Annotated in this window: 20 protein-coding genes; 7 read left to right on the forward strand and 13 right to left on the reverse strand. The window is 73.1% G+C overall.

Features of this window, described 5'->3' with window-relative positions; translation table 11 throughout:
• Positions 1–6: 6 nt before the first annotated feature.
• The 6 genes from AB0E67_RS21150 to AB0E67_RS21175 all read right to left on the reverse strand — a co-directional run bounded on the left by AB0E67_RS21150 (position 7) and on the right by AB0E67_RS21175 (position 6162).
• Positions 7–1182, reverse strand: coding sequence for a GntR family transcriptional regulator (locus AB0E67_RS21150; protein ID WP_362028915.1), 1176 nt, complete (start codon positions 1180–1182; stop codon positions 7–9).
• A 242-nt stretch (positions 1183–1424) separates the two neighbouring features.
• A complete protein-coding gene (locus AB0E67_RS21155; protein WP_351524863.1) occupies positions 1425–2486 on the reverse strand; it encodes a LacI family DNA-binding transcriptional regulator in 1062 nt (353 codons plus the stop codon).
• A gap of 88 nt (positions 2487–2574) precedes the next feature.
• Entirely contained in the window at positions 2575–3816 is a 1242-nt protein-coding gene (locus AB0E67_RS21160) for a mandelate racemase/muconate lactonizing enzyme family protein (RefSeq protein ID WP_362028918.1), read from the reverse strand.
• A gap of 12 nt (positions 3817–3828) precedes the next feature.
• Positions 3829–4791: a D-2-hydroxyacid dehydrogenase gene (locus tag AB0E67_RS21165; RefSeq protein ID WP_362028921.1), complete on the reverse strand. Its 963-nt coding sequence runs from the start codon at positions 4789–4791 to the stop codon at positions 3829–3831.
• Positions 4788–5771 carry a PmoA family protein gene (locus AB0E67_RS21170; protein WP_362028924.1) on the reverse strand — a complete coding sequence of 328 codons (984 nt, stop codon included), beginning with the start codon at positions 5769–5771 and terminating at the stop codon, positions 4788–4790. The genes AB0E67_RS21165 and AB0E67_RS21170 overlap by 4 nt, the downstream gene beginning before the upstream one ends.
• A 199-nt stretch (positions 5772–5970) precedes the next feature.
• Entirely contained in the window at positions 5971–6162 is a 192-nt protein-coding gene (locus AB0E67_RS21175; protein WP_362028927.1) for a DUF6381 family protein, read from the reverse strand.
• A 156-nt stretch (positions 6163–6318) separates the two neighbouring features.
• Here AB0E67_RS21175 and AB0E67_RS21180 point away from each other — a divergent pair, with 156 nt between their 5' ends.
• Positions 6319–7014, forward strand: coding sequence for a ribonuclease H (locus AB0E67_RS21180; RefSeq protein ID WP_362028930.1), 696 nt, complete (start codon positions 6319–6321; stop codon positions 7012–7014).
• Positions 7015–7297: 283 nt separating this feature from the next.
• The gene (locus AB0E67_RS21185; RefSeq protein ID WP_362028934.1) at positions 7298–8035 is read left to right on the forward strand and encodes a CDP-alcohol phosphatidyltransferase family protein; all 738 of its coding nucleotides are present in this window, start codon (positions 7298–7300) and stop codon (positions 8033–8035) included.
• Here AB0E67_RS21185 and AB0E67_RS21190 read toward each other — a convergent pair.
• Complete coding sequence (locus AB0E67_RS21190) at positions 8001–8450, reverse strand: adenylyltransferase/cytidyltransferase family protein (RefSeq protein ID WP_360105198.1); 450 nt, start codon at positions 8448–8450, stop codon at positions 8001–8003. The genes AB0E67_RS21185 and AB0E67_RS21190 overlap by 35 nt on opposite strands.
• A 205-nt stretch (positions 8451–8655) precedes the next feature.
• Here AB0E67_RS21190 and AB0E67_RS21195 point away from each other — a divergent pair, with 205 nt between their 5' ends.
• The 3 genes from AB0E67_RS21195 to AB0E67_RS21205 are packed head-to-tail and all read left to right on the forward strand — an operon-like array spanning position 8656 to position 12859.
• A complete protein-coding gene (locus tag AB0E67_RS21195) occupies positions 8656–9921 on the forward strand; it encodes a glycosyltransferase (RefSeq protein WP_362028936.1) in 1266 nt (421 codons plus the stop codon).
• Positions 9918–11609: a lipopolysaccharide biosynthesis protein gene (locus AB0E67_RS21200; protein ID WP_362028939.1), complete on the forward strand. Its 1692-nt coding sequence runs from the start codon at positions 9918–9920 to the stop codon at positions 11607–11609. Before AB0E67_RS21195 ends, AB0E67_RS21200 begins: the two co-directional genes overlap by 4 nt.
• Positions 11606–12859, forward strand: coding sequence for a hypothetical protein (locus AB0E67_RS21205; RefSeq protein ID WP_362028942.1), 1254 nt, complete (start codon positions 11606–11608; stop codon positions 12857–12859). Before AB0E67_RS21200 ends, AB0E67_RS21205 begins: the two co-directional genes overlap by 4 nt.
• On the opposite strand, the gene AB0E67_RS21210 is transcribed toward AB0E67_RS21205, so the two are convergent.
• The gene (locus tag AB0E67_RS21210; protein WP_362028945.1) at positions 12819–14243 is read right to left on the reverse strand and encodes a hypothetical protein; all 1425 of its coding nucleotides are present in this window, start codon (positions 14241–14243) and stop codon (positions 12819–12821) included. The two genes, AB0E67_RS21205 and AB0E67_RS21210, sit on opposite strands and share 41 nt — an antisense overlap.
• Before the next feature lie 182 nt (positions 14244–14425).
• Between AB0E67_RS21210 and AB0E67_RS21215 the strand changes: the two genes are divergently transcribed.
• Complete coding sequence (locus AB0E67_RS21215; protein ID WP_362028948.1) at positions 14426–15616, forward strand: glycosyltransferase; 1191 nt, start codon at positions 14426–14428, stop codon at positions 15614–15616.
• Here the strand turns inward: AB0E67_RS21215 and AB0E67_RS21220 are convergent.
• From AB0E67_RS21220 to gmd, 4 genes are all read right to left on the reverse strand, one after another.
• Entirely contained in the window at positions 15588–16415 is an 828-nt protein-coding gene (locus AB0E67_RS21220) for a glycosyltransferase family 2 protein (protein ID WP_362028951.1), read from the reverse strand. The two genes, AB0E67_RS21215 and AB0E67_RS21220, sit on opposite strands and share 29 nt — an antisense overlap.
• The gene (locus AB0E67_RS21225; RefSeq protein WP_362028953.1) at positions 16412–17107 is read right to left on the reverse strand and encodes a hypothetical protein; all 696 of its coding nucleotides are present in this window, start codon (positions 17105–17107) and stop codon (positions 16412–16414) included. The genes AB0E67_RS21220 and AB0E67_RS21225 overlap by 4 nt, the downstream gene beginning before the upstream one ends.
• Positions 17107–19368, reverse strand: a complete 2262-nt coding sequence (locus tag AB0E67_RS21230; protein WP_362028956.1) for a LamG domain-containing protein — start codon at positions 19366–19368, stop codon at positions 17107–17109. Before AB0E67_RS21230 ends, AB0E67_RS21225 begins: the two co-directional genes overlap by 1 nt.
• 169 nt (positions 19369–19537) lie before the next feature.
• A complete protein-coding gene (gene gmd, locus AB0E67_RS21235) occupies positions 19538–20551 on the reverse strand; it encodes a GDP-mannose 4,6-dehydratase (RefSeq protein WP_362028959.1) in 1014 nt (337 codons plus the stop codon).
• A 149-nt stretch (positions 20552–20700) separates the two neighbouring features.
• On the opposite strand from gmd, the gene AB0E67_RS21240 reads away from it, so the two are divergent.
• Positions 20701–21693: a GDP-L-fucose synthase gene (locus AB0E67_RS21240; protein WP_362028961.1), complete on the forward strand. Its 993-nt coding sequence runs from the start codon at positions 20701–20703 to the stop codon at positions 21691–21693.
• 21 nt (positions 21694–21714) lie between these two features.
• Here the strand turns inward: AB0E67_RS21240 and AB0E67_RS21245 are convergent, their stop codons facing one another.
• Positions 21715–23094: an exopolysaccharide biosynthesis polyprenyl glycosylphosphotransferase gene (locus AB0E67_RS21245; protein WP_362028964.1), complete on the reverse strand. Its 1380-nt coding sequence runs from the start codon at positions 23092–23094 to the stop codon at positions 21715–21717.
• Positions 23095–23349: the final 255 nt, after the last annotated feature.

Raw genomic sequence — 23349 nt, forward strand, 5'->3', positions numbered from 1 at the left:
CCTCCCTCAGGGCCGACGGGCGGCGACGGTACGGAGCCGGACCGGCACGGACTCGCGCGTCCTGATCCGGACGGGGAGCACGATCTGCTCGGCGCTGCGGTACGGGTCCTCGCCCGCCGCGCGCTCCGCGATCCGGATGACCAGCTGCTCGACCGCGCGGCCGCCGATCTCCCTGGCGGGCAGCCGGGCGGCGAAACTGGTGAGCGGCAGCAGGTCGTAGGGGCCCGCGTCGTCCATGCCGGCCAGCACGATCTCGTCGGGCACCGCGATGCCCAGCGCGGCCAGGTCGGAGGCGGCGGTGGCGACCGCGAAACCGTGCGCGCACAGCAGCGCGGTCGGCGGCTCGGGTGCGGCGAGCAGGTCGCTCAGCAGCCGTCGGCGGTCGCTCTCGGGCAGTGCCGTGTACGAGCGCAGGGCGGTCAACTGCGGGAGCAGGGGCTGGCCGTGGGCGCGCAGCGCCTGTTTGTGCCCGGTCATCCGGTCGTGGACGCTGGTGCACTGCGTCTCGCCCCAGAGCGTGGCGATGCGCTCGTGACCGTCGGCCAGGAGGTGCTCGGTGAGCCGGTAGCCGACGTCGTAGTTGTCGGCGGTGACCGCGTCGATGGCATGGCCGGGGAAGTACCGGTCGACCAGGACCATGGGGATGCGCAGCCGTCGGATCTCCTCCAGTACGTCGAGGTCGGGAACCCCCTGGACGGGATACAGGATGATTCCGTCCACGCGGTCCTCGATGGCCTGCCGCAGCGCCTGGTCCTGGCGGGCCAGGGACCCGGCGTGGTCGGCGTGGCCCGTGTCCGTCATGTGGACGGCGGAGTCCGAGAAGAACAGCCGCAGACCGCGCTCCGAGCAGCCTGACTCGATCCCGCGCAGCACCTCGGACTGGTAGGGGCCCTGACCGCTGATGACGCAGGCGACCACCCCGGACCTGGGGGCGGCGCAGGCCGCGGCGGCGGCCCGTTCCTCCGGACCGGCGACGAACGTCCCCAGGCCCCGGCGGCGTACCAGCAGTCCTTCCGCGACGAGGTCGTTGAGCGCGCGGACGGCGGTGGTGGAACTGACCCCGAAGCGCTCGCGCAGCTGGTTCTGCGTGATGAACGGGGCGCCGGCCTCGTACTCGTCCCGGGCCACCTCGGCCCGCAACTCGTCCTTGATGCGCTGGTACTTGGGTCCGGACGTGCCCATCCAGCCACCACCCTCTCGGCTTTGACGCGTCAAATCTGCGTTGAGTGCAGTGTGGCGGTGATTAACGCGTTATTTCAAGGGGGTTGCGGGGAAAGAATGGGGTGCTTGATGCATCAAGCCGGACGGCTGACGGTTCTACGCGTCAAGTGGACAGGGGGCGGGCCGGGGCAGCCGGAAGGGCCCGGACGGCGTGGGGCGGTCCGGGCGGTGGCGGTCGTTCGGGTGGGGGGGCGCGCCGCCGGTCAGGCGGGCGGGGGCGCCGTGCTGGCCCGTACCACCAGGCGCGAGGGCACGGCGAGCGTGCGCGGCGAGGGCGTCGCGTCGCCGAGGGCCAGCAGCAGTGCCCGGCGGCCGATCTCCTCCAGCGGCAGCCGCACGGTGGTCAGCGCGGGCGTGACGTCACCGGCCACCGGAAGGTCGTCGAAGCCGACCACCGAGACATCGGTGGGCACGATCCGGCCCAGATCGTCGCGGAGTGCCGCGAGTGCGCCGAGCGCCATCGCGTCGTTGAGCGCGAACAGCGCGGTGACCCCTGGGGCCGCGCGGAACAGCCGGACCGCGGCGGCCCGTCCGCCGTCCCGGGTGAAGTCGGCCTCGACGCGGTGGCGTTCATCCACCACCACCCCCAGTTCGGCCGCGCGCTCCAGGAAGCCGTGCAGCCGCTCCTGCACCGAGACCAGCGTGAGCGGTCCGCAGATGACACCGATCTCCGTGTGTCCCAGCCGGGCGAGGTGCTCGGCGACGGCCCGGCCGCCCTCGCGGTTCCCGGGCGCGATCGTGTCCACCGGCAGGTCCTGGTGCGCGACCGCGGTCACCCGGCCGCCCTGCGCCGCGAACGCCTCCACCTCCTGGACGAGCGCCGGATCCGGACCGGTGAAACCCGATCCCGCGAGGACGACGGCACGGGCCCGCTGTGCCCGCAGCCGTGCCACGTACTCCGCCTGGAGCCCGGGCTCGTGGAAGGTGCCCGCGAGCATCACGAGAAGCTTGTGGTCGCGGGCGACCTCCATGACGCCGGAGGCGATCGCGGAGTAGTGGGCGTCGTTCACGTCGTGCACGACCAGGCCGACGATGGACGTCGTGGACTGCACGAGAGCGCGGGCCGGCGCGTTGGACACGTAGCGAAGCCGGGCGGCGGCCTCCAGGACGCGCTCCTGGAGCTCCCGGGTGACGTTGCGGTCGCTGTCGCTGAGCACGCGCGAAGCCGTGGCGAGAGAGACCCCGGCGTCCTGCGCGACCTGCTGGAGCGTCACGGCGGACGACGGGCGGGGGCGGGCGGAACGTCGATTGACCTGGCTCTGCATACGGCTACGATAGCCGTACTGAAAGCGTTTTCCCATTGCATGCGCAAGCGGATCCGGCGCTCGGCGGTGCTCTCCTCCCGTCCCTCGCTCACTCCGCCCCCCACCGGCCCGGCTCGGCCGGCGGCATCATGGCCAGGCAGCGGTAGACGGCATCACCGCGGAAGGCGAACCGCCGTTCGGTCTCCGGAGTGAGCCGGACACCGAGTCCCGGCGCACGCGGAACGAGCAGACGGCCCGAATCGATACGGAACGGCTCGACCAGCAGCTCGGACCGCAGGGCGTATGCGGGCAGCGGCCACTCGGCCAGCCGACCGCCGCCGGCGAACGCGGCGTGGTAGTTGGCCGCCTGGCACACCGCACTGCCCCAGCAGTGGACCACCGGGTCGACGCCGTGTTCCAGGGCCCCCGCGAAGACGGCCAGTGTCTGCCGTGGCCCGCCGACGACCGTGGCATCCGGCTGGACCATGTCGTAGTACCCCGCGGCCATGCGCTCCAGCAGCTCCCGCGCGGTGGTGACGGTCTCCCCGCCCGCCACCGGGCAGCCGGCCGCCCGCCGCAGGGCGGGGTACTCGTGCGCACGGCCCGGGCCCAGAGGTTCCTCCAGAAAGCGCACCGGCTGCCGGGTACCCGCTCCGACCGCGTCGAGGAACGCGAGCGCGTCCGCCGCCGACTGACCGGGGTCGTCGAGGTTCTGCGCCATGTCGACGGCGATACCGACCCCGTACGGGGCCGCGTGTTCCAGCGTCCACACGGTCTTGTCCACCTCGTGGCCCCGTGCCCTGATCTTGAAGATGCTGATCCCGAGCGCGGCGACAGCGGCGATCTCGGCGCTCATCGCCGACGGGGAGGTCGAGTCGCCCCCGCTGGCGTAGAGCCGGATCCCGTCCGTACGACGGCCGCCCAGCAGCTCGTACGCGGGCACACCGGCCCGCTTCCCCAGGGCATCGAGCAGGGCCGCCTCCACGGCGGAGACGACATGACGGGCAGCGCCCTGAAGACTCCAGTACCCCGTGACGAGCACCATGTCCCGGTACCGTTCCGCCAGGTCGCCGGCCGGGCGCCCGACCAGGTAGGGGGTCAGCAGCTCGACCGTCGACACGAAGACGTGCGGTGCGAACACGGCGAGATATCCCTCGCCCAGACCGGTCGTCCCGTCGTCCAGGGTCACCTCGACCAGTCCCGTCGTGCGCCACCCCGCGGGCAGCGCCACGCGCACCTCCAGATTCTCCGGGTCGGCGTACGGGGCACTGAGCAGAACCGGCCGGATCGCCGCGATCCGTGCCCCGTCGTCGACGAGCGCACCGATGTGCGCGGAGGCGTGTTCGGGCATGTCGTCGCGTCCTCAGAATCCTCTGGTCCACCGCACGGGGTTGCGCAGCGGGGCGCCGGCCTCGAACCGCCGCAGGTTTTCGGCGAACAGGTCGATCACCCGCGCGCTCTCGTCCGTCGAACCACCCGCGGTGTGCTGGGTGAGAACGACGTTCGGGCAGGCCCACAAGGGATGTCCGGCGGGCAGCGGCTCCTGTTCGGTGACGTCCAGCACCGCACCGCCGAGCCGTCCGGAGGACAGCTCGGACACCAGCGCTTCCTCGTCCACCAGCGACCCCCGGCCCGCGTTCACCAGGACGGCTCCGGGCCGCATCCGGGCCAGCCGCCGCGCGTCGAGCAGCCCGCTCGTCCCGGGCGTCCCGGGCAGCAGCCCCACCACCACGTCGAAGTCCGGCAGTTGCACATCGAGCTCGGCCGGGGTGCGGATGTCGCCCGAGCCGCGCGCGAAGTGCGAGACCCGGCAGCCGAACGGCCCGAGCAGTTCGGCGAACCTCCGGGCGATGGACCCCCGGCCCAGCACCAGGACCCGGGCCCCGGACAGCAGCCGCAGCCGCGGTCGGACGACGGACTTCGCCCAGGTGCCGCGGGAGCGCAGCCCGGAGAGCTCGTCGATGCCGCGGTGCAGCGCGAGTATGCCCGCCAGGCACGACTCGGCCACCGGGTCGGCGAAGACCCCACCCAGGTTGGTCACGGTCAGCCGACGGCCGAGTACCGGCCAGTCCAGGCCGAGATAGCCGTCGATCCCGACCGAGGCGAGCTGCAGCCATCGAAGCCGGGGGGCCTCGGCCACCCGGGCCGCCCCGGGGTTGCCGAGCGCGATGTCGGCGTCGGCCAGGGCACGGGCGTCGGTCGCGGAGACCGTCCCCGGCTCGGCGAACCACACGGGCCCGGAACCGAGTTCGCGCAGGCGGGCACGGCCGGACTCGTCGAGCGGCAGCTCCACGTACAGACGCGGGCGGTGGCTGCTCGCGTTCACCACGGGTGCTCCGCGAGGTACGCGGCGATCCGCTCCCGGTCCCAGGCGCCGTCCGCGACGGTGACCCGGTAGCGGCGGGACAGGGTGTCGCCGGGGGCCAGCACCAGTTCCTCGTGGAACGCGTAGGAGGGGGCGACGGCCGCGAACGGCTCGTTGCGGACGAACCAGTGGGCGGGGTGCGTGCCGCGCGCCCCCGTGTGGTCGTTCTCCGGTGCGTGCCGGAAGATCAGGGTGGCATGGCCGTCGACGCCGTCCAGTTCACCGTTGTAGGCCAGCCAGGGGGCCTGCGTCCCCATCAGGCCGGGGCCCTCGCCGTCCGGGCCGAGGATCCGGCCGCCGCGGAAGGCCCGCGGCCCGCGCCAGAAGAGGCCGGTGTAGCCCGCCGCCTCGCGGCCGTGCGTCGTGGGGCTGCCGAAGCGCAACGGCTCGGCGCGGCGGTTGGTGATCGCACTCGACCAGGTCAGTGTCCAGCTGCCGCCGGTGTCCGCCGCACCGGCCCCGTCCCCGTCCGCTTGGTCGGTTCCCGGAGCCGCGTGCTCGACGTCGTGCAGCTCGATGCGGCGCCGTTCGTCGGCCCAGTGCGTGCCGTCGTGGTGGTGCCAGCTCAGCCGCTCGGCGATGACCGCGCGTCCGGCGTCCGTCGCCACCTCGTCGAAGCCGAGATGCGCCATCGACCCGACGCGGTCGGGCAGGGGCTGGTAGTCCTGGCCGTGCACATAGGTGTGGCCGCCCCAGAGGTTCTGTCCGGACAGATGGGAGGCCGTCATCTGGAGGCCCTTGTGCCAGCGGTGATCGTTGGGCCGATAGTCTGTGACAACGTTGTCAGCGAGCGTGCGCAGGGGATGGGCGTAAGGCTTCGGGGCCTCCCAGGCCGCTTCCGGGCGGTAGACGTAGCTGATCAGATCGACGCCGCGGTGCTCCTCGGTGACCGTGATCCGGTCTCCGAGGACGTGCGTGACGCGCAGTGCAGGGCTGCTCATGTCCGAAGTCTCCCGGCTCGGCTGGAAAGCGCTTACCGCAACCTAGGTGCTGAAGCGGGGGACGTCAACACGGGGAGGGTGCGCGACGCGAGAGAGACGCGGGGGAATGAGGGAGGAGCGTGCGGGGCGGGCGCGGGAGAGCGGCCGACGCCGCCGCTCGCTCGGGGAGGAGTGGCGTGCGCCGGCCGTTCACGCGGTACTACCGCTGGGGCGGGCGGTTGCCACCGCCCATGCCGCTCTGCTGTTCGGACTGTTCCTGAAGCTTCCGGGCCTTCTCCTGGAGCCGCTGACGCTGCTCAGGGTCGGTGGTGCGCTCGGCGGCCTCGGTCATTTGCCGGGCCTTCTCGCGCAGCTGCTGCGCACGGTCACCGGATTCACGTGCAGCGCTCATCATCGCTCCTTGTGCGGTCGGGGAAGAGCGGGCTCCATCAGAGAACCAGTGCGGCCGGGCCACCGCACCTCGAAGGGTCACTCAGCGTGACGGCCTATCGGGGAGGTGGCGCCGGGGTGCGCGGGAGGGGTGGTGGGGCGCTGGCATGATCGAGGGATGAACGAGAGCATCATCGCCGCGTGTGACGGCGCATCGAAGGGCAATCCCGGACCCGCGGCCTGGGCGTGGGTCGTGGCCGATGCGCAGGGGCGGCCGCAGCGCTGGGAGGCGGGACCGCTGGGGACCGCCACCAACAACGTCGCCGAACTCACCGCGCTGCGAGAGCTGTTGGAGTCCACGAACCCGTCCGCGGCGATCGAGGTGCGGATGGATTCGCAGTACGCGATGAACGCGGTGACCAAATGGCTTCCCGGATGGAAGCGCAACGGCTGGAAGACGTCGGCCGGCAAGCCGGTGGCCAACCGTGAGCTGGTGGTCCGCATCGACGCCCTGCTCCAGGACCGGTCCGTGAGGTTCGTCCACGTCGCCGCGCACCGGGTGGGCGGCGACCCGCTGAACGCCCTCGCCGACCAGGCGGCGAGCGAGGCCGCGGCGACCCAGCGACCGGACGGCACGGAGCACGGCGCCACGGGGTTCCCGACTCCCGCCGCCTCGCGCGCGACCGAGGGGCGGAGCGGAAGCGCCCCGGCGAGGAGGACGTCCGGCCCGTCCCGCTCCGGGCGTTCCGGCGGCACCATCCGGGCCAGATATGCCGGCCGGTGCCACTGCGGAAAGCCGTACGCCGCACAGGAGATGATCGCGAAGTCCCCGAGCGGCTGGGGCCACCCGGAGTGCCGCACCGCGTCCTCCTGAGCGTCGTTCGCGACGGACCGGGCGCTCCCGGCCGGGCGCCGGCGCGCGGGGCCTGTCCGGCGCCCGGGTCCGGCGCGGGCGGCGCCGGGCGGCCTCGGCGGGCAGGGGTGCCGGCCGACCACCACCGGGCGCCGCACGCGGGCCGCGCCTGCCAGCACCAGCACCCGCCCCCGGACGGCCCCGTCGAGTACCCCGCGCGAGCGGCGCCCCGCGTGCCATGATGCGGCGGGGTGGCGGGGCGGCGGCGCTCCGCCGGTGCCGGCACGGACACGCTGGGGGGCGTATGGGAGGCACGGGTACGGTCCTTCGCGAGCTGCGAGGCGCGCAGAAGACGGCCAAGGGGGTGTCGCTGTACTCGCGTCACGTGAACCGGCCGCTGGGCCGGCTGTTCGCGGCAGGCGCGTACCACATCGGACTGACACCCAATCAAGTCACCTTGATCAGTGCTCTGTTCACCTTCGGTTCGCTCGCGTCGGTGGCGCTCGTACGGCCCTCGTGGGGGCTGGCGGTGGCGGTGTACGCGGGTCTCGTGGCCGGCTTCGCACTCGACTCGGCCGACGGTCAGCTGGCCAGACTGACCGGGCGGGGCGGCCCGGACGGCGAGTGGCTGGACCATGTCGTGGACTGCGCCAAGATGATCCTGGCGCACACCGCGGTGCTGATCTCCTTCCGGCGGTTCTTCGAGCTGCCGTCCGAGGGATGGCTGCTCCTTCCGCTGGGCTTCCTGTTCGCCGCCGTGCTGACCTTCTGCGCCGGGCTGCTGCGCGAACAACTGGGCAGGGCTGCGGCGTTCGGCCGGACCGCGGCGGGCGGCGGCGCCCCGGCCCGGGCCTCCCGGGCGCGGGCCGTCGCGCTCCTGCCCGCCGACTACGGAGTGTTCTGCCTGGTGTTCCTGCTGCTGGGCGACCCGACCGCGTTCCGTCTCGGCTACGCGGCGCTCGCCGCCGTGCACGCGCTGTTCCTGGTGCTGTTCCTCGTCAAGTGGTTCAGGGAGCTGAGAGCGTTCCGGACTCCGGACTGACCAGCGTGTCCAGCACCCGGCGCAGCTGGGTGCTGGACGTGTGCACGGTGTACGGGAAGTAGACGACGTCGACGCCGACCTCGGCGAAGTCCCGCTCCAGCCGTCTGCCCCGCTCCGTGTCCCGCCAGTCGTCCCCCTTGAAGATGACGTCGAACCTGACCTGCTGCCAGGTCTCGACCTTGTCGGGCACGGTCTCGACGAACGCGGCGTCCACGTAGCGGACACTGCGCACGATCTCCAGCCGCTCCGGCAGCGGGATCACCGGCGCGTGGCCCTTGGCCAGCGCGGCCATCTCGTCCGAGACGACGCCCGCGACGAGGTAGTCGCAGCGGTCGCGGGCGTGCCGCAGGATGTTGAGGTGCCCTATGTGGAAGAGGTCGTAGACCCCCGGCGCGTAGCCGACCCTGTACACCATCCGTTCTCTCCCCCCACGGTGAACGTGATCCCCCGTTCCCGCGGTGGTCGTCCGGACGAGGCGTCCGGTGCCACGGGACTCCGGCGGTCGGTGCTGATGGTGCAACGACCTTACTGCGAGGACAAGTTGCTCATCCCGTGAACGGATAAGCTCGCTTTTGGGGCTGTTCCGCAGGGGACTGTTCCCCGGGGGGAGGCGAACCACCATGTCCGAAGCCGGCCGTCACCATCCGTTCGAGGGCCGCACCCTGTTGGTCGTCTCGACGAACTACGCGCCGGAGGTGACGGGCATCGGTCCCTACGCCGCGCAGCTCGCCGAGCACTGGGCCGCGTCCGGCGCCGAGACCCATGTGCTGACCGGGATGCCGCACTATCCGTCGTGGCGGACCGAGGAGGACTACCGCGGCGTGTGGCGGGTCACCGAGCGGCGGGCCGGGGTCGTCGTCCATCGGCGCAGACACTATGTGCCGCCCCGTCAGACCGCCCTGCGCAGAGGTGCTTTCGAGGCGTCGGTGCTGGTCCACGGCCTGCTGCCGCCGTCCGTCCCGCGCCCGCCGGACGCGGTGGTCTCCCAGATGCCCAGCCTCGCGGGCGGCGTCCTCGGGGCCCGGCTGGCCCGCCGCCACCGCGTCCCGTACCTGCCGGTCGTGCAGGACCTGATGGGGGCCGCGGCCGAACAGAGCGGGATCAGGGGCGGGGGGCGGGCCGCGGCCGTCGCCTCGGCGGCCGAACGCCACGCGCTGCGCCGCGCCGCCCTTGTCGGGGTCATCCACGAGAGCTTCGTCCCGCGCGTCGCCGGGTACGGCGTCGACACCGGACGCATCCGCGTCGTCCCCAACTGGTCGCACGTACCGGTGCCCACGGCCGAGCGCCGGGCCACCCGGGCGCGGCTCGGCTGGGACGAGGGCACCCCCGTCGTCCTGCACTCCGGCAACATGGGGCTCAAACAGGGCCTGGAGGTCCTCGTCGACGCGGCGCGCATCGCCCCGGACGTCCGCGTCGTCCTCGTGGGCGACGGGAGCAGGCGCGAGGCGCTGCGACGGCGCGCGGCGGGCCTGCGCAACATCGACTTCCTGCCGCCCGCCGACGCCCGCGAGTTCACCGACGTCCTCGCCGCCGCCGACGTCCTCGCCGTGACCCAGCGGGCGTCCGTGCTCGACATGAGCGTCCCGTCCAAGCTCACCTCCTACTTCGTCTCCGGTCGCCCGGTCGTCGCCTCGGTGGCCGACGGGGGAGGCACCGCGCAGGAGATCCAGCGGTCGGGCGCGGGCGTCCTCGTCGCCCCCGAGGACCCCGGCGCGCTGCTCTCGGCCGTACGCAAACTCGTCGAGGCGCCCGCCGAGGCCGCCGCCCTCGGCGCGAACGGGCCGCGGTACGTCGCCCGGCACCTGGGCCGGGAGGCCGCCCTGGCCCGCTTCGACGCCCTGCTCACCGAGGCCCTCGCGGACGCACAAGGGAGACCGCACCGATGACCCATCCGATCCGCGCCCTGGAGGACCAGGACGAACCCGCGCTGCTGAGGGACCAGTTCCGCCAGCTCCTGCGCTACCGGGCACTGCTGGCCACCGGGGTGGCCGCCGGACTGCTCGGCGGCGGATGGCTCGCCCTGAGCGGCGAGAAGAGCTACACCTCGACCGGCGAGGTGGTCGTGCGCTCCGCCACCTCGGACCCCTTCGCGGCGGGTGCCTCCGCCGACAAGGGGATCAACATCGGCTCCGAACGGCAGACCGCGGTCAGCGACACCGTGGGCACCCTGGCCGCCAAGACCCTCGCCCGGAGCGGCGACCCGGTCGAGGTCGGGCCGCTGCTGAAGGGCCTCCAGGTCACCAACCCGCCGAACACCCTCGTGCTCCGCTTCGCCTACACCGGCCGCACTCCCGCCCTGGCCCGGGCACGGGCCCAGGCGCTCGCCGACGCCTATCTGGAGATCCGCCGACAGCGCACCGAGAACAGCATCGCCAACATGGTCGACGGCTACCGCGCCCAGCTCGAACCGCTCACCGAACAGCGCGACCAGCTCGCCGGGCAGGCCGGCGGCAGCGGCGAGGCGGCCAACGCCCGGGCCGGCCTCCTGGTGACGATCTCCGAACTCAACCGGAAGATCTCCGAGTTGCGCGCCCTGGACACCACCCCCGGCTATCTGACGAAGAAGCCCGCCGAGCCCACCGGGCCCAGCGGTGCCGGGCTGCCCCTGCTGCTCGGACTCGGCGGTGTCGTCGGGCTCGCCCTCGGACTGCTGCTGTCCTGGGTGCGCCTGGTCTTCGACCCGGCCGTGCGCTCCACCCGGGAACTCGTCCGCTCCCTCGGTGCCCCCCTGCTCGGCACCCTGCCCAGGGAACGGACCTCGTCGGGCACCCTGCTCGCCATCGGCAGCGGCGGGAGCCGGCTCGCCGAGGAGTACCGGGCGGTCGCCTTCCGGCTCGCCTACGACCCCTCGTTCGCCCAGCGCCGCAGGCTCCTGGTCACGGCACCGCGCGGGGACGGCGGCGCGGCGGCGGCCGCCGCGGCCAACCTGGCGGCCGCCTTCGCCGAGATGGGCCGGGACGTCATCCTGCTCGAAGCCGATCTGCGCACCCCCTCCCTGGCCGCGGCCCTGGGACCGGCCGTGCGGGGATCGGGCGGCGGCCGGATGACGCGGGGCCCGCTGCCCTGGCCGTCGGACAGCCGGATGAACGTGGACGTGCCGGGGTCGGGCGCCTTCACCCTGGTGGCGGGCCGACGCACGGACAATGTGGCGCGCGCCCTGACCTCCGTGCCGGTGGGCCGGATCGCCGACGAGGCGGACCGGCCGGGCGCCGTCGTCATCGTGTCGGCCCCGCCCGTGCTGTCGTACGCCGACGCCGTCGCCCTGATCGACCGGGTGCCGGGCGTCCTGGCGGTCTGCGACGCGCGGGAGGTCCACCGCAGCGACCTGGAACGGATCCGCGAGATCGTCGAAGCGGCCGGCGGAACCGTCCTCGGAGCCCTGCTGCACCCCGCCCGGGGCCGCCGCGAACGCCGGACCCGTGAGAAGGCCGCCCGGCGCCGCACGACGGGCGAACGGTACGGCACCTCACCGGGCCGGGGCGAGCCCCACGGCCGCGGCGGCCCCGAGCACACCGGCGACCCGGCCGAGACGCTCGGACTGCGCGCCGTCGACCCCACCGCGGGACGGGGATGAAAGCACGCACCGCGATCGTCTGCTCGGTCGCGGACCAGGGCGTGGCGGCACTCACCAACATCCTGGTACTGGTCGCGGCCGCCCGGCTCTCCGCCGCCGCCGAGTTCGCCCGCTTCTCGGCGGTCTACCTCGTCTTCACGGTGCTGCTCGGCGTGTCCGGCGCCCACACCGGACAGCCGCTGGTGCTGCGGCGCGGCGAGGGCGACGAGGTGCGCGGCGCGTGCCGGTCGGCCGTCGCCTTCACCCTGCTCGCCGCCGCCGCGCTCGGTCTTCCGCTCGCCGCCGTCTGCCTGGCGCTGCCGGGCGCCACCCCCCGGGCCCTGGCGGTGCTGGGGCTGGTCCTGCCGGTGGTGCTCGGACAGGACGCCACGCGCTACGCCTTCTCCACCCTGCACCTGCCACATCTCGCGCTCGCCGGCGACGCCCTCCGACTGGCCGGGGTGCTCGGCGCGCTGGCCGTACAGCCGCCCGGCACCCCGGCCGGTCGGCTCGTCCTGGTCTGGGGCCTGTCCGCACTGCCCGCCCTGCTGCTCTCGGCCGCGCTGCTGCACCGCGCGACGGCCGGAACGCCGCTGCACCCGGGCGACCTGCTGCGGCGCGGCCACCTAGGACGGCGCTTCGTGGTGGAGTTCGGGGTGGGCAACGCCACGAGCCAGCTGTCCGTGCTCGGACTCGGCGCGGTCGGCGACCCGCTGGTCGTCGGCGCCCTGCGCGGCGCCACCACCCTCTTCGGACCGTTGAACGTGCTGTTCACCTCCGCCACCGGTTTCGGCCCGCCCCTCCTCGGGCGGCTCCCCTCCGCGCGCCACCGGGTCCGCGCCACGGCGACGCTCGCCGCCGTGCTCGCCGCGACGGCCGCGCTCTGGGCCGCCGGGCTCGCCCTGCTGCCCGAAGGGGCAGGCCGCTCGCTGCTCGGCGACACCTGGCCCACGGCGGCCGCGCTGCTCCCGGCGACCGGCAGCCAGTACGCGGCGATGGCCGTCGGCACCTGCGGGCTGCTGGCCCTGCGGACGCTCGACCCCCGCACCACGCTCCCCGTCCAGGTGGTGTTCTCGCTCGTCTCCGTCGTGCTCCTCGCCGTCGGCTACGCGCTCGGCGGGACACCGGGCGCGGCCTGGGGCCTGTGCCTGGGATCCGTCTGCAAGGCGACGGCCACCTGGACCGGGGTGGCGCGCCTGCGCCGCCGTGCCGCCGCGCCCCCGGTGACCCTCAGTGCGGACGCCGCCCGGCCGGGCCACCGAGGGCGGTGACCAGCAGCAGACAGAGCACCGCGATCGCCGGTTTGCCCATGGCCTGCAGCAGCGGGCCGCGCAACAGGATGAACGTGTACCCGGCGACCAGCGGCACGACGACGGCCGTCACACTGCCGGGCCCGGCCCGGGAGACCGCGCGCGCGTATCGCCGGTCGGTGCGCGCCGCGGCGTACCCGATCAGCGCGAACGCCCCGGCCATGCCCGGGGCGCCGAAATCGACCCAGAGCTCGGCCCAGAGCGGCGCCGACAGGTTGGTCATGTTCATCCCCATCCACTGACCGACCCGCACCCCGGTGTCCTCGGGCTTGCCGCTCCAGACCGATCGGGGCACGAAGAACAGTGCGGAGCCCGCCAGTTGCCGCCCGTAGGTGTGGCCCCGGGTACCGACCCAGGTGACGGTGTTGGCGACCATCACCGTCTGGTCGTAGTCCTTCGTCGCCAGCGGCTCGAACACCGACGACGACTCGACCGGCCGGTACCCCGCGCCCTCGTAGCGGAACCGGTCCGCGTACGGGAACAGCACCAGCGCCCCGGCCACCCCCAGCGCCAGCACCGTCCGGTACATCGCGGCGCTCCTCGGGAACGCGGTGAACAACAGTGAGACCAGCACGGTCAGGAACCAGTAACGGGCATTGGACACGGGGTTGTTGACGATCACGTTGAGAGCCGCCAGCGCCCCCCACACCAGTACCGTCGACGGGGTGCGCCGGGCCCGGCGCGAGGTCACCAGGCGACGGGTGTACAGGAGCAGCGCGAGCAGCGCGGGCACCGTGCCGAAGCCCTTGAGGAACGCCGAACCCACGTTGGATCCCTCGGACCCGACGCCGCTGACCGCGACCGACGCGCTGATCTCCTGCCGGCTGGTGAAGAAAATCGCGGGCCCGCCCAGCTTCACGACGTAGTACCCGCTCGCCGCGAAGGCCAGCAGCACCAGCAGTCCGAGCCGCGCCCGGTGCGGGGAGGACGGGCCCCGGCCGGGACGGCCCGGGGCCCGCTCGCGCAGCGGACGCCGGGACGCCAGCAGTGCCCCGAGGTCGAACGCGGCACAGCCGACCAGGACCAGGGCGACGGCCGTCACCAGATCGGAGCGCGGGCCGACCAGCGGCGTGGGGGTCTGCCCGATGACCGCCTGCGCGAACGGTGCCACCCCCATCGCGATGTACACGAACATCCAGAACACGCCCTGCAGCAGCCGCCGCCGGGTGGACAGGATCATGGTGGCGAGCCGGGTGCCCGCGTAACACGTCAGCACGAGCTGCAACCAGTACGCGGTGTCCCGGACACCGCTGCCCGGCTGGGCGGCGACCACCGCCGGCAGGAAGCACACCAGGGCGAGGACGAGCGGGACGGCCAGGGCGCGCGACAGCATCGCCCACGACATGGGACTCGCCCGAGGCCGGTTCCGGGGACCGCTCCCCGGCACGGGTGCCGACGGCGTCGTCCCGCGCACCGACGTCATGGGCTCCCCGTTCCACCGACCTGTGAACACTCTAACGAATCAACCCACTTGGGAAGTCCTGGCGACTAACCTGTGACGGGTCGGCCGAGGTCTTGGGGGCCCTGTTGAGGATCCTGCACGTCGTCACGCTGCACACCCCGGACCACGCCTTCGGAGGGCCGACCAGGGTGGCGCTCAACCTCTCGAAGACCCAGCGGGCCCGGGGGGACGACGCCCGCGTCATGGCCCTGGGCGACGGCTTCACGGGCCGCCTGCCGCGCGAGGTCGAGGGCGTGCCGGTCCACCTCTTCCGGGCCCGCCACGTGCTGCCGAGGTACGAGGTCAGCGGGATCACCTCCGGTGCGCTGCTGCTCGCCGCCCGACGCATGATGCGCGGCGCCGATCTCGTCCACGTGCATCTGATGCGTGACCTGGTGACCCTGCCCGTCGCCCTGCTCGCCCTCGCGTCCGGCACGCCCCTGGTCGTCCAGACGCACGGCATGGTCGACCCGACCGAGAACCGGGTCGCCCGGCTGACCGACCTGCTGGGGGTGCGCAGGGTGCTGCGCCGGGCGGACGCGGTGCTCCATCTCACCGAGGCGGAACGCCTCGACGTGAACGCGGTGGCCGCGCCCGTGCCGCCCGCCCGGAGCGTGCGGCTGGTCAACGGCGTCCGGCCGCAGGAGCACAAGCCCGCCCGCGAGCCGGGCAGCCCGCCGACGGTCCTGTTCCTGGCGCGGATCCAGCAGCGCAAACGGCCGCGGGACTTCGTCGCCGCCATGCCGGAGGTCCTGGCCGTCCATCCGGACGCCCGGTTCGTGCTGGCCGGGCCCGACACCGGTGCACTGCCCGAGACCCTCGAACTCGCCCGCGAACTCGGGGTGACGGGCTCCCTCGACCACGTCGGGCCGCTCGACCACGAGGAGGTCCTGGCGGCGGACCGGCGGGCCGACGTCTACGTACTGCCGTCGATCGAGGAGCCGTTGGGGGTCTCCGTCCTGGAGGCGATGTCGGTGGGCACCCCCGTCGTCATCACCCGCACCTGCGGCCTCGCCCCCGACGTGGCACGAGCCGGGGCCGGCCGCGTGATCGACAGCCGGGTCGGCGAGGACGCGGAGAACGCGTCGAAGGTCGCCGGCGCGATCCTGGAACTCCTCGAACCCGGGACCGGCGAACGGGCAGGCCGGGCCGCCCGGCGACTGGTCGAGGAGCACTTCACCATCGAGGCGGTGACCCGTGCCCTCCGGCGGACCTACGAGGACGTGGTCCGCCGGAGGGCACACGTAGTCAGACCACCTTCCCCTCACGGGACTTGAGCCCGATCTGCCAGCGGTAGAAGCTCATCGCCAGCGCGAAGTCGAACCCCGCCCGCCCGTCCAGGAACCCCCGCCGGTAGACGTACATGTACGCGAACGACACCAGCGGCTTGAACGGTGCCTTGTGGAACAGCTGACCCTGGCGCGACTTCACCCTGCGCACCTGCTCCTTGACGTCGGGGTGGTGCTCCAGCCACGCCTCCCAGTCGGAGTATCGGTTGTGCCGCTCGAACCAGGCGGTGACGGGGTCGAGATCCTGGTGCTCGATCGGATGGCGCAGCGCCCGGACCGATTCGGCGACCGGCTGGTAGTGGCCCTCCACCTCGCCGATGCCCGGCGCGTCGAGATCCCCGACCTCCGGGTAGTGGCAGCGGGTGCGGTCGGTCAGCGAGCGTTTGCGGATGGTGTAGCCGTGCCGCAGGCGCTTCCCGGAGAACCAGTAGCCCAACGGGATGTCGTACGCCGCCGGTCTCGACGCGCCCGGGTCGGCGAACTCCCGCCGCAGTTCGGCCAGCAGACCGGGGCTGATCCGCTCGTCGCCGTCGAGCAGCAGGATCCAGTCGAGGTCCGTGCGGACGTGGTCCAGGCACCACTGCTTCTTGCGCGGATGGCCGCCGTCCCAGGTGTACGTGATCACCTCGGCGCCGCTCCCGGCGGCGATCTTCCCCGTGTCGTCGGTGCTGTGCGAGTCGACGACGACGACCGCCTCGAAGTGGTCGATGACCGACCGCACGGCCTCGGCGACGTTCAGCGCCTCGTTCTTCGTCGGGATCGCCACGGCGATCGGCAGCTTCGTCATCCGGCCCCTCCTTCGGGCAGCCAGGCGTAGCAGCCGGTGGAGACGAAGGCTCGGGCCGCCGCCGGGACGGTGATCCGGGCCGGCTTCCCGGCGGTGGTGGAGCCCGAAGCCAGGGCCCTGCCGTCGTCGCCGGTGAGCTGCCAGGTGCAGGCGTCGGTGGGGGAGACGCCCCGGTAGCGGCCCGGCCGGACCTGCCGGCCCTCGTACGTGCCGTCCGCGTATCCGCGCCCGGCCTCCCGCAGCAGATCGCGGTGGCGGACGCACAGGTGCTCGACGGCCGGTTCGGCGTCGGCGATCTCGCCGGTCACGATGGCGCCGACGGCGGTGTCCCGGTCGGCCTTCACCAGGAACGTCAGCCGGTCGCAGGTCTCCTGGCCGGTCTGCAGCACGGCCGCCGGGTCCATGCCCCGGGGCACCCGGTCGGTCAGGTACTCCTTCTCCTTCTCGGTGAACGAACCGGTGACCGGGGTGAGTTCGACGGCGGGCAGCTTGGGCTGCTCCTCGTCCGGCGCCGCCCGCGGAACGGGGGCCGCGGTGGCGGCGGGGCCGGCCGACGGGGCGGTGACGGGGGGCCGTGACACCGGCGGTGCGGGGGTGCCCGCCGTGTCCCGTCCGGAGGAGGGCGAGCCGCAGGCGGCCAGCGCCGCCGCCAGGACGACGACGGCGGCGCCGGCGCGGAACGGATGCGCCATCAGCCCGTCCTCAGCGCGTAGTGGGCACCGACCGTCGAGGCGCTCAGCGCGGTCGGGTAGACGGCGGTCTCGTCGACCTGCCCGGCGAAGAAGTTGCTCGTCGGTCTGCCCGGCCAGTTGTTCAGGTTGTCGCCGCCCACGCGCCAGTAGCCGCTGTAGTTCTGGTTGACGGTGTAGGAGGTGTTGGAGGCGCGGAGCTTGCCGTCCACGTACAGGGCCATGCCGCCGGTCCCCTGGGTGGCGACGACGTGGTGCCAGGCGCCGTTGTTGTAGGCGGCGGGCGTGGTGATGGTTTTGGCCCCGCCGTTGTAGACGCCGAAGACGAGGCGGCCGTCGTCGCGCATGTACACGTGCTTGTCGAACTGGGTGCTGTTCTGCATGGTCACATTGCCGAAGCCGATGATCCTCCCGCCCTTGGCGGTCGTCGTCCTGATCCAGGTCTCGACCGAGAACCTGGCCGGGTGGGCGTGGCGCTTGTTGCTGTACGCGTACTGGTTCGTTCCGTTGAAGCCGATCGCGGTCGAGGGTCCGGCGACCGCGGCGGGCGTCTGCCAATAGGCGGGGGAGTTGCGCAGGAAGCCGTTGTTCCGCCCGGAGCCGGTGTCGGCGGCGAAGGTCGACGTGCCCTCGTCGTAGCGCCAGTACAGCGACGCGCCGTCGGACAGGACCCTGGCGGGGTACTTCTGGGCGGTGGCGGTCACGGTCGCCGACAGGGCCGGCGACTTGGCGCTGGTGTTGGTGCCGTCGCTCGCGCTGATCCGGTAGGAGTGCGTCTCGCCGGGGGCCACGTCCGTGTCGGTCCACCTCAGTTGCGGGCGGTCCCAGAACAGCGAGTACCCCGTCGTGGTGTGCACCGGGGTGGCGGCGCCGTCCTTGTAGATCCGGTAGGTGAGCTCCCCGTCGTCGGCGTCGAAGCTCGTCTGCCAGTTGACCTCGATCTTCCCCGGGGCGACCGTGGACAGGCTGACGTTGGGCACCCACGGCGCCCCGGTGTCCGGGCCGTCGGCGAACCGGGTCAGGCCCTGCTGGCGGACCCCGTTGACGGTGGTGAACTCGCCGCCCACCCACAGGTAGTGGTGGCCGTCCTTGTCGGTCTGCGCCATGACCCGCGGCCCGACCGGCTCCCCGATGCCGTCATTGGTGTCCGGGAACCAGGGCAGCAGCTTCGGGTCGTTCACGGACTGGGCCAGCAGATGTCTGCGCGGCTGGTCCGGGAACCCGCCCATGCTGGCGCAGTCGTGGGCGTGACTCCCGCTGTACAGCACTCCCTCGTGGACGAGCACGGCCTGCGTCGCCCCCAGGCAGGTGTCCCGCCAGCGCTGGGCGAAGTCGTCGAGGTTCAGCGCGATCCGGCCGTCGAACACACCCCCGCCGGTGCCCTCGTTGGCGGTGTAGAAGCCCGTCGCGTCGGTGGTGATGTCCTGCACCGTGGAGGTGTCGGGGATGAACCCGGCCGGGTAGCCCTTGACGACGGCCCCGGTGGTGGCGTCCACCACCACCAGGGCGTGCGAGGTGGTGCCGTTGACCTTGAAGAAGTTGCCGCCGAGCAGGACGCGCCTGCCGTCGGGGGTGAGTTCCACGGCCCGTCCCACGTCGTCCGCGTCCGCCTTCCACGGCTTGAGGGCGGCACCCGTGGTGACCGCGGCGAACTTGTTCCGGGTCTGCCCCGCGACCTTGTTGAAGTCGCCGCCCAGGTAGACCGTGTCCGAGGTGACGGCCAGGGCCCGTACCGTCGCGGTGACGGACACCTTGAAGTCCTGGCGCGGGGTGCACGTCGCCGTGTCGATCGCCGCGATGTTGCTCACCCCGACCCCGTTCACCGCCCCGAACTGCCCGCCGGCGTACAGGGTCTTCTGGTCCGGGGAGAGCGCGAGCGCCCGTACGGTCGCCGTCCCCGACGAGAGGGTGAACGACAGTGCGCAGCCGGTCGGTTCACCGGTCGCCGCGTCGAACGCGGCGAAGTTCAGCGCCGGTTGCTCGGAGGTGCCCGCGGCCGCGCCAGGCGGCCGGACACTGGAGAATGTCCCGCCGGCGTAGACGACACCGGCGTCCGAGGCCGCCATCGACCAGACGATGCCGTTGGTCTGCCAGGTGGTGAGATCGTCCGCCGTCAGGGCGACCGGTGGCGTCAGGGCCGAGACCGGGGAGGTGCCGGACGCGGTGGCGGTCAGCGCCCCGGCGAGCAGGCACAGCGCACCGGCCGCGGCGCGCGCCCGGCGGCGGCATCCGGTGGGTCCGCGCCCCGTGGTTGGGTTCATCATTCAGCTCCGAGAGTGAGAACGGTCCGCGGCCCGGGGGCCGAGGCTCCTGTCCCGCCCGGCGGCGTGACGGGGACGGGCCGCCCCGTCGCGGGTGCGGGGGAGTGGGTGGGGGTGGTGCCGGTCCCCGGCGGAGGGCCGGGGGCGGGGTGCGGGGAGGGGACCGGGCGGCTCATCGGTCCACCCGCACGGTCGTCCCGGCGAGCTGGTCGGAGAGCAGGCGGATGTCGGCGTCGACCATGATCGCGGCGAGTTCCCGCGCCCGCACGGCCGGTTTCCAGCCCAGCAGCTCCTCGGCCTTCGCGGCGTCGCCGATCAGCGCGTCGACCTCGCTCGGCCGCTCGTACTTGGCGTCGTGGCGGACGTGCTCGCGCCAGTCCAGACCCGCGTGCGCGAAGGCGTGCTCCAGGAACAGCCGGACGCTGACGCCCTCCCCGGTCGCCACGACGTAGTCGTCCGGGGTGTCGCGCTGGAGCATCCGCCACATCGCGTCCACGTACTCGGGGGCGTAGCCCCAGTCGCGCACCGCGTCGAGATTGCCGAGATGCAGCCGGGTCTGCAGGCCCGCCTTGATCCGCGCCACCGCTCGTGTGATCTTCCGGGTCACGAAGGTCTCGCCGCGGCGTGGGGACTCGTGGTTGAAGAGGATCCCGTTGACCGCGAACATGCCATACGCCTCACGGTAGTTGACGGTCGCCCAGTACGAGTAGACCTTCGCCACGCCGTACGGGCTGCGCGGATGGAACGGCGTCCGCTCGTTCTGCGGCGGCGGGCTGGCGCCGAACATCTCGGACGACGACGCCTGATAGATCCGGGTGTCGATCCCGCTGGCGCGCACGGCCTCCAGCAGCCGCATGGTGCCCAGAGCGGTGATGTCCCCCGTGTACAGCGGGGCGTCGAACGAGACCCGCACGTGCGACTGCGCACCCAGGTTGTAGACCTCGTCCGGGCGGATGTCCCGCAGCAGGTTCACCAGCGCCACCCCGTCGGCCAGGTCTGCGTGGTGCAGCACGAACGAGCGGTCCGGCTCCTGCGGGCCCTGGTAGATGTGATCGATCCGCTCCGTGTTGAAGCTCGACGACCGGCGTATCAGCCCATGGACCGTGTACCCCTTGTCGAGCAGTAACTCGGACAGATAGGAACCGTCCTGTCCCGTCACACCCGTGATGAGCGCGGTCTTCGCCATGAATCCCCCCAATGTCTTCCGCCCGATGGGCTGTTGGTCCTCACCGATGCCTCCCGACCCGTCTCACGCCCGTCCCGCGCCGGCGCTCCGCGACGGGAGATCCGCGTACGACGTGACCCTGTCCCGTGGCCGCTGGCACAATCCGAGACATGACGACTGATTTACCCGGCCCTCCCCAGGAACCCGTCCGCCCCCTGCTGCGCCCCGGCGCCCGTGTGTTCGTCGCGGGCCACCGGGGTCTGGTCGGCTCGGCCGTGCTGCGCCGCCTCACCGCCGCCGGACACGAGGTGATCACCCGCGACCGCGGCCTCCTCGACCTGCGCGACGCCGAACGGACCGCTGCGTTCCTCCGCGAGCAGCGCCCGGACGCCGTGGTGCTGGCCGCCGCCCGGGTCGGGGGGATCATGGCCAACGACACCTACCCGGTGCAGTTCCTCGAGGACAACCTGCGCATCCAGCTGAGCGTCGTCTCCGGGGCGCACGCCGCCGGGGTCGAGCGGCTGCTCCTGCTCGGCTCGTCCTGCATCTACCCCCGGCTCGCTCCGCAGCCCATTCCCGAGAGCGCCCTGCTCACCGGCCCGTTGGAGCCGACGAACGAGGCGTACGCACTGGCCAAGATCGCCGGTGTCGTGCAGGTCCGCTCCTACCGCAGGCAGTACGGCGCCTCGTACATCAGCGCCATGCCCACCAACCTCTACGGGCCCGGCGACAACTTCGACCTGGAGACCTCGCACGTCCTGCCCGCGCTGATCCGCCGGTTCCACGAGGCGCGACGGGGCGACGCGCCCGCGGTCAAGCTCTGGGGATCGGGCCGGCCCCGCCGTGAGTTCCTGCACGTCGACGACCTGGCCGCCGCCTGCCTTCTGCTGCTGGAACGCTACGACGGCGAGGAGCCGGTGAACATCGGGTGCGGCGAGGACCTGTCCATCGGTGAACTGGCCGACGTCGTCAGGGAGGTGACGGGATATCGGGGAGCGATCGAATGGGACACCTCGAAGCCCGACGGGACCCCGCGCAAGCTGCTCGACGTCACCCGGCTCGCCGCCCTGGGATTCACTCCCCGGATCCCGCTGCGCGACGGCATCTCCGGCACCTACGCCTGGTGGCTGGAGCGGTCGGCCGCGCCGCCGGTGGCCCCGTGATCCGCGCATGGTCGCCCGTCCTCAGTAGGCGCCGCGCCCGTCGGCGACGGCGCGCAGCGTACGGGCCATGAGCCCCAGATCGGTGGCAGGCGACCAGTTGTCGACGTACCACAGGTCCAGCGAGACGGTCTCCTGCCAGGACAGGTCCGAGCGCCCGCTGACCTGCCACAGCCCGGTCAGTCCCGGCCGGACCGCGAGCCGTCTCAGCTCGCGGTCGTCGTACCGGGACACCTCGTCCGGCAACGGGGGGCGCGGACCCACCAGCGACATGTCGCCCCGCAGCACATTGACCAGCTGCGGCAGCTCGTCGAGCGACGTGCGGCGCAGCAGACGGCCGATTCCGGTCACCCGCGGGTCCCGCCGCATCTTGAACATCGGGCCGTCGCTGTCGTTCGCCGCCGTCAGCAGACGCTTGTGGCGTTCGGCGTCCACCACCATCGTGCGGAACTTCCACATCGTGAACGGGCGGTTGTGGAGCCCCTGGCGGATCTGCCGGTGGAACGCCGGACCGTCCGAGCCCAGGCGCACCGCCGCTCCGATCAGGAGCAGCACGGGCGCGAGGAGCAGCAGCCCGAGCGCCGCGCCCGCACGGTCCAGGGCGGTCTTCAGGAGCATCTGCGGGCCCCGGCGCAGCGGCGGGGCGATGTGCAGCAGGGTCAGTCCGGCCGCGGCTGCGGGCCGTACCCGTTCGGCCGCGACGCCCGACAGCTCCGACAGCACGGACAGCGGGAGCCCGCCGTCGTGCAGTCCCCAGAAGAGGCGGCACAGCCGCTCCTCGGAGAGATGCGGACCGGGGGCGACCAGGGCGAGGTCCGCGTCATGGGCGAAGGCCGCGCCCAGGACCGTCGACGCGTCGTCCCCGGCGGGTTCCGGGGCGAGCCGCCCGGCCACCCGGACCCCGCATTCCAGCGGCGCGGCCCCCACCGGCACGGCGGCCACGACCGCGTAGGGGTGGCCGGGACGGGAACCGAGCAGGCGCACCGCACGCTCCACCCCCGGGTTCTCGCCGACCACGAGCACTCTGCGCACGGACCGCCGACGCCGCCCCGCGCTGGGCAGCCACCGCAGCGCCGCGCCCACCGGCAGCCCGGGCAGCAGCGCCACGAGACCGTCCACCGGATCGACGGGGTCGCCGGCCACGGTCTGCAGCACGGCGAGCACGCCGACCAGAAGCAGCCAGTCGCCGACCGTGCTCAGCGGACGCGGAGAGCTCCCCCCGGAACGGTCCTCCGCGTACCGGCCGCGCGCGGCCCGCACACAGGCCCACGCGAGCGCGGCCACGCCCGCCGCCACCACGGCCCCCGGCTGTCCGCCGGCGCGCAGCACCGACCACGCCGGGACCCCGAGCCCGAGAAGCTCGGCCCCGATGAGAGCGGGCACGCGGCGGCCGGTCCGACGCATCCTCGCCGCGGCCGGGGAAGGACGCTCACGAGGAACGGCCGACGCCTGCCGCGGGGCGTCGAATTCCGTGCCGTGCGGCCGGGACGCGGTAGTCCGCGGGCGAGGCGTGCCCCACGCCCGCGCGGATTCCGGCCGGTCCGAATCGGATAACTCGACATGCCCCATGAACCCCCCAGTCACAGTCGCATCGTCATGAACGGGGCGCATCCGCCGATCCTGTGGACTGACGGATGCGCCCTCGGTGCACGATATCCA

It is taken from the genome of Streptomyces sp. NPDC032161 (assembly GCF_040636995.1).
Lineage (GTDB): Bacteria > Actinomycetota > Actinomycetes > Streptomycetales > Streptomycetaceae > Streptomyces.

What these genes read in the sequence shown, in the direction of transcription:
- AB0E67_RS21150 (WP_362028915.1), bottom strand. Translation starts at nt 1,182, where the DNA reads ATGGGCACGTCCGGACCCAAGTACCAGCGCATCAAGGACGAGTTGCGG.
- AB0E67_RS21155 (WP_351524863.1), bottom strand. Translation starts at nt 2,486, where the DNA reads ATGCAGAGCCAGGTCAATCGACGTTCCGCCCGCCCCCGCCCGTCGTCC.
- AB0E67_RS21160 (WP_362028918.1), bottom strand. Translation starts at nt 3,816, where the DNA reads ATGCCCGAACACGCCTCCGCGCACATCGGTGCGCTCGTCGACGACGGG.
- AB0E67_RS21170 (WP_362028924.1), bottom strand. Translation starts at nt 5,771, where the DNA reads ATGAGCAGCCCTGCACTGCGCGTCACGCACGTCCTCGGAGACCGGATC.
- AB0E67_RS21175 (WP_362028927.1), bottom strand. Translation starts at nt 6,162, where the DNA reads ATGAGCGCTGCACGTGAATCCGGTGACCGTGCGCAGCAGCTGCGCGAG.
- AB0E67_RS21180 (WP_362028930.1), top strand. Translation starts at nt 6,319, where the DNA reads ATGAACGAGAGCATCATCGCCGCGTGTGACGGCGCATCGAAGGGCAAT.
- AB0E67_RS21185 (WP_362028934.1), top strand. Translation starts at nt 7,298, where the DNA reads ATGGGAGGCACGGGTACGGTCCTTCGCGAGCTGCGAGGCGCGCAGAAG.
- AB0E67_RS21190 (WP_360105198.1), bottom strand. Translation starts at nt 8,450, where the DNA reads ATGGTGTACAGGGTCGGCTACGCGCCGGGGGTCTACGACCTCTTCCAC.
- AB0E67_RS21195 (WP_362028936.1), top strand. Translation starts at nt 8,656, where the DNA reads ATGTCCGAAGCCGGCCGTCACCATCCGTTCGAGGGCCGCACCCTGTTG.
- AB0E67_RS21200 (WP_362028939.1), top strand. Translation starts at nt 9,918, where the DNA reads ATGACCCATCCGATCCGCGCCCTGGAGGACCAGGACGAACCCGCGCTG.
- AB0E67_RS21205 (WP_362028942.1), top strand. Translation starts at nt 11,606, where the DNA reads ATGAAAGCACGCACCGCGATCGTCTGCTCGGTCGCGGACCAGGGCGTG.
- AB0E67_RS21210 (WP_362028945.1), bottom strand. Translation starts at nt 14,243, where the DNA reads ATGTCGTGGGCGATGCTGTCGCGCGCCCTGGCCGTCCCGCTCGTCCTC.
- AB0E67_RS21220 (WP_362028951.1), bottom strand. Translation starts at nt 16,415, where the DNA reads ATGACGAAGCTGCCGATCGCCGTGGCGATCCCGACGAAGAACGAGGCG.
- AB0E67_RS21225 (WP_362028953.1), bottom strand. Translation starts at nt 17,107, where the DNA reads ATGGCGCATCCGTTCCGCGCCGGCGCCGCCGTCGTCGTCCTGGCGGCG.
- AB0E67_RS21230 (WP_362028956.1), bottom strand. Translation starts at nt 19,368, where the DNA reads ATGATGAACCCAACCACGGGGCGCGGACCCACCGGATGCCGCCGCCGG.
- gmd (WP_362028959.1), bottom strand. Translation starts at nt 20,551, where the DNA reads ATGGCGAAGACCGCGCTCATCACGGGTGTGACGGGACAGGACGGTTCC.
- AB0E67_RS21240 (WP_362028961.1), top strand. Translation starts at nt 20,701, where the DNA reads ATGACGACTGATTTACCCGGCCCTCCCCAGGAACCCGTCCGCCCCCTG.
- AB0E67_RS21245 (WP_362028964.1), bottom strand. Translation starts at nt 23,094, where the DNA reads ATGCGTCGGACCGGCCGCCGCGTGCCCGCTCTCATCGGGGCCGAGCTT.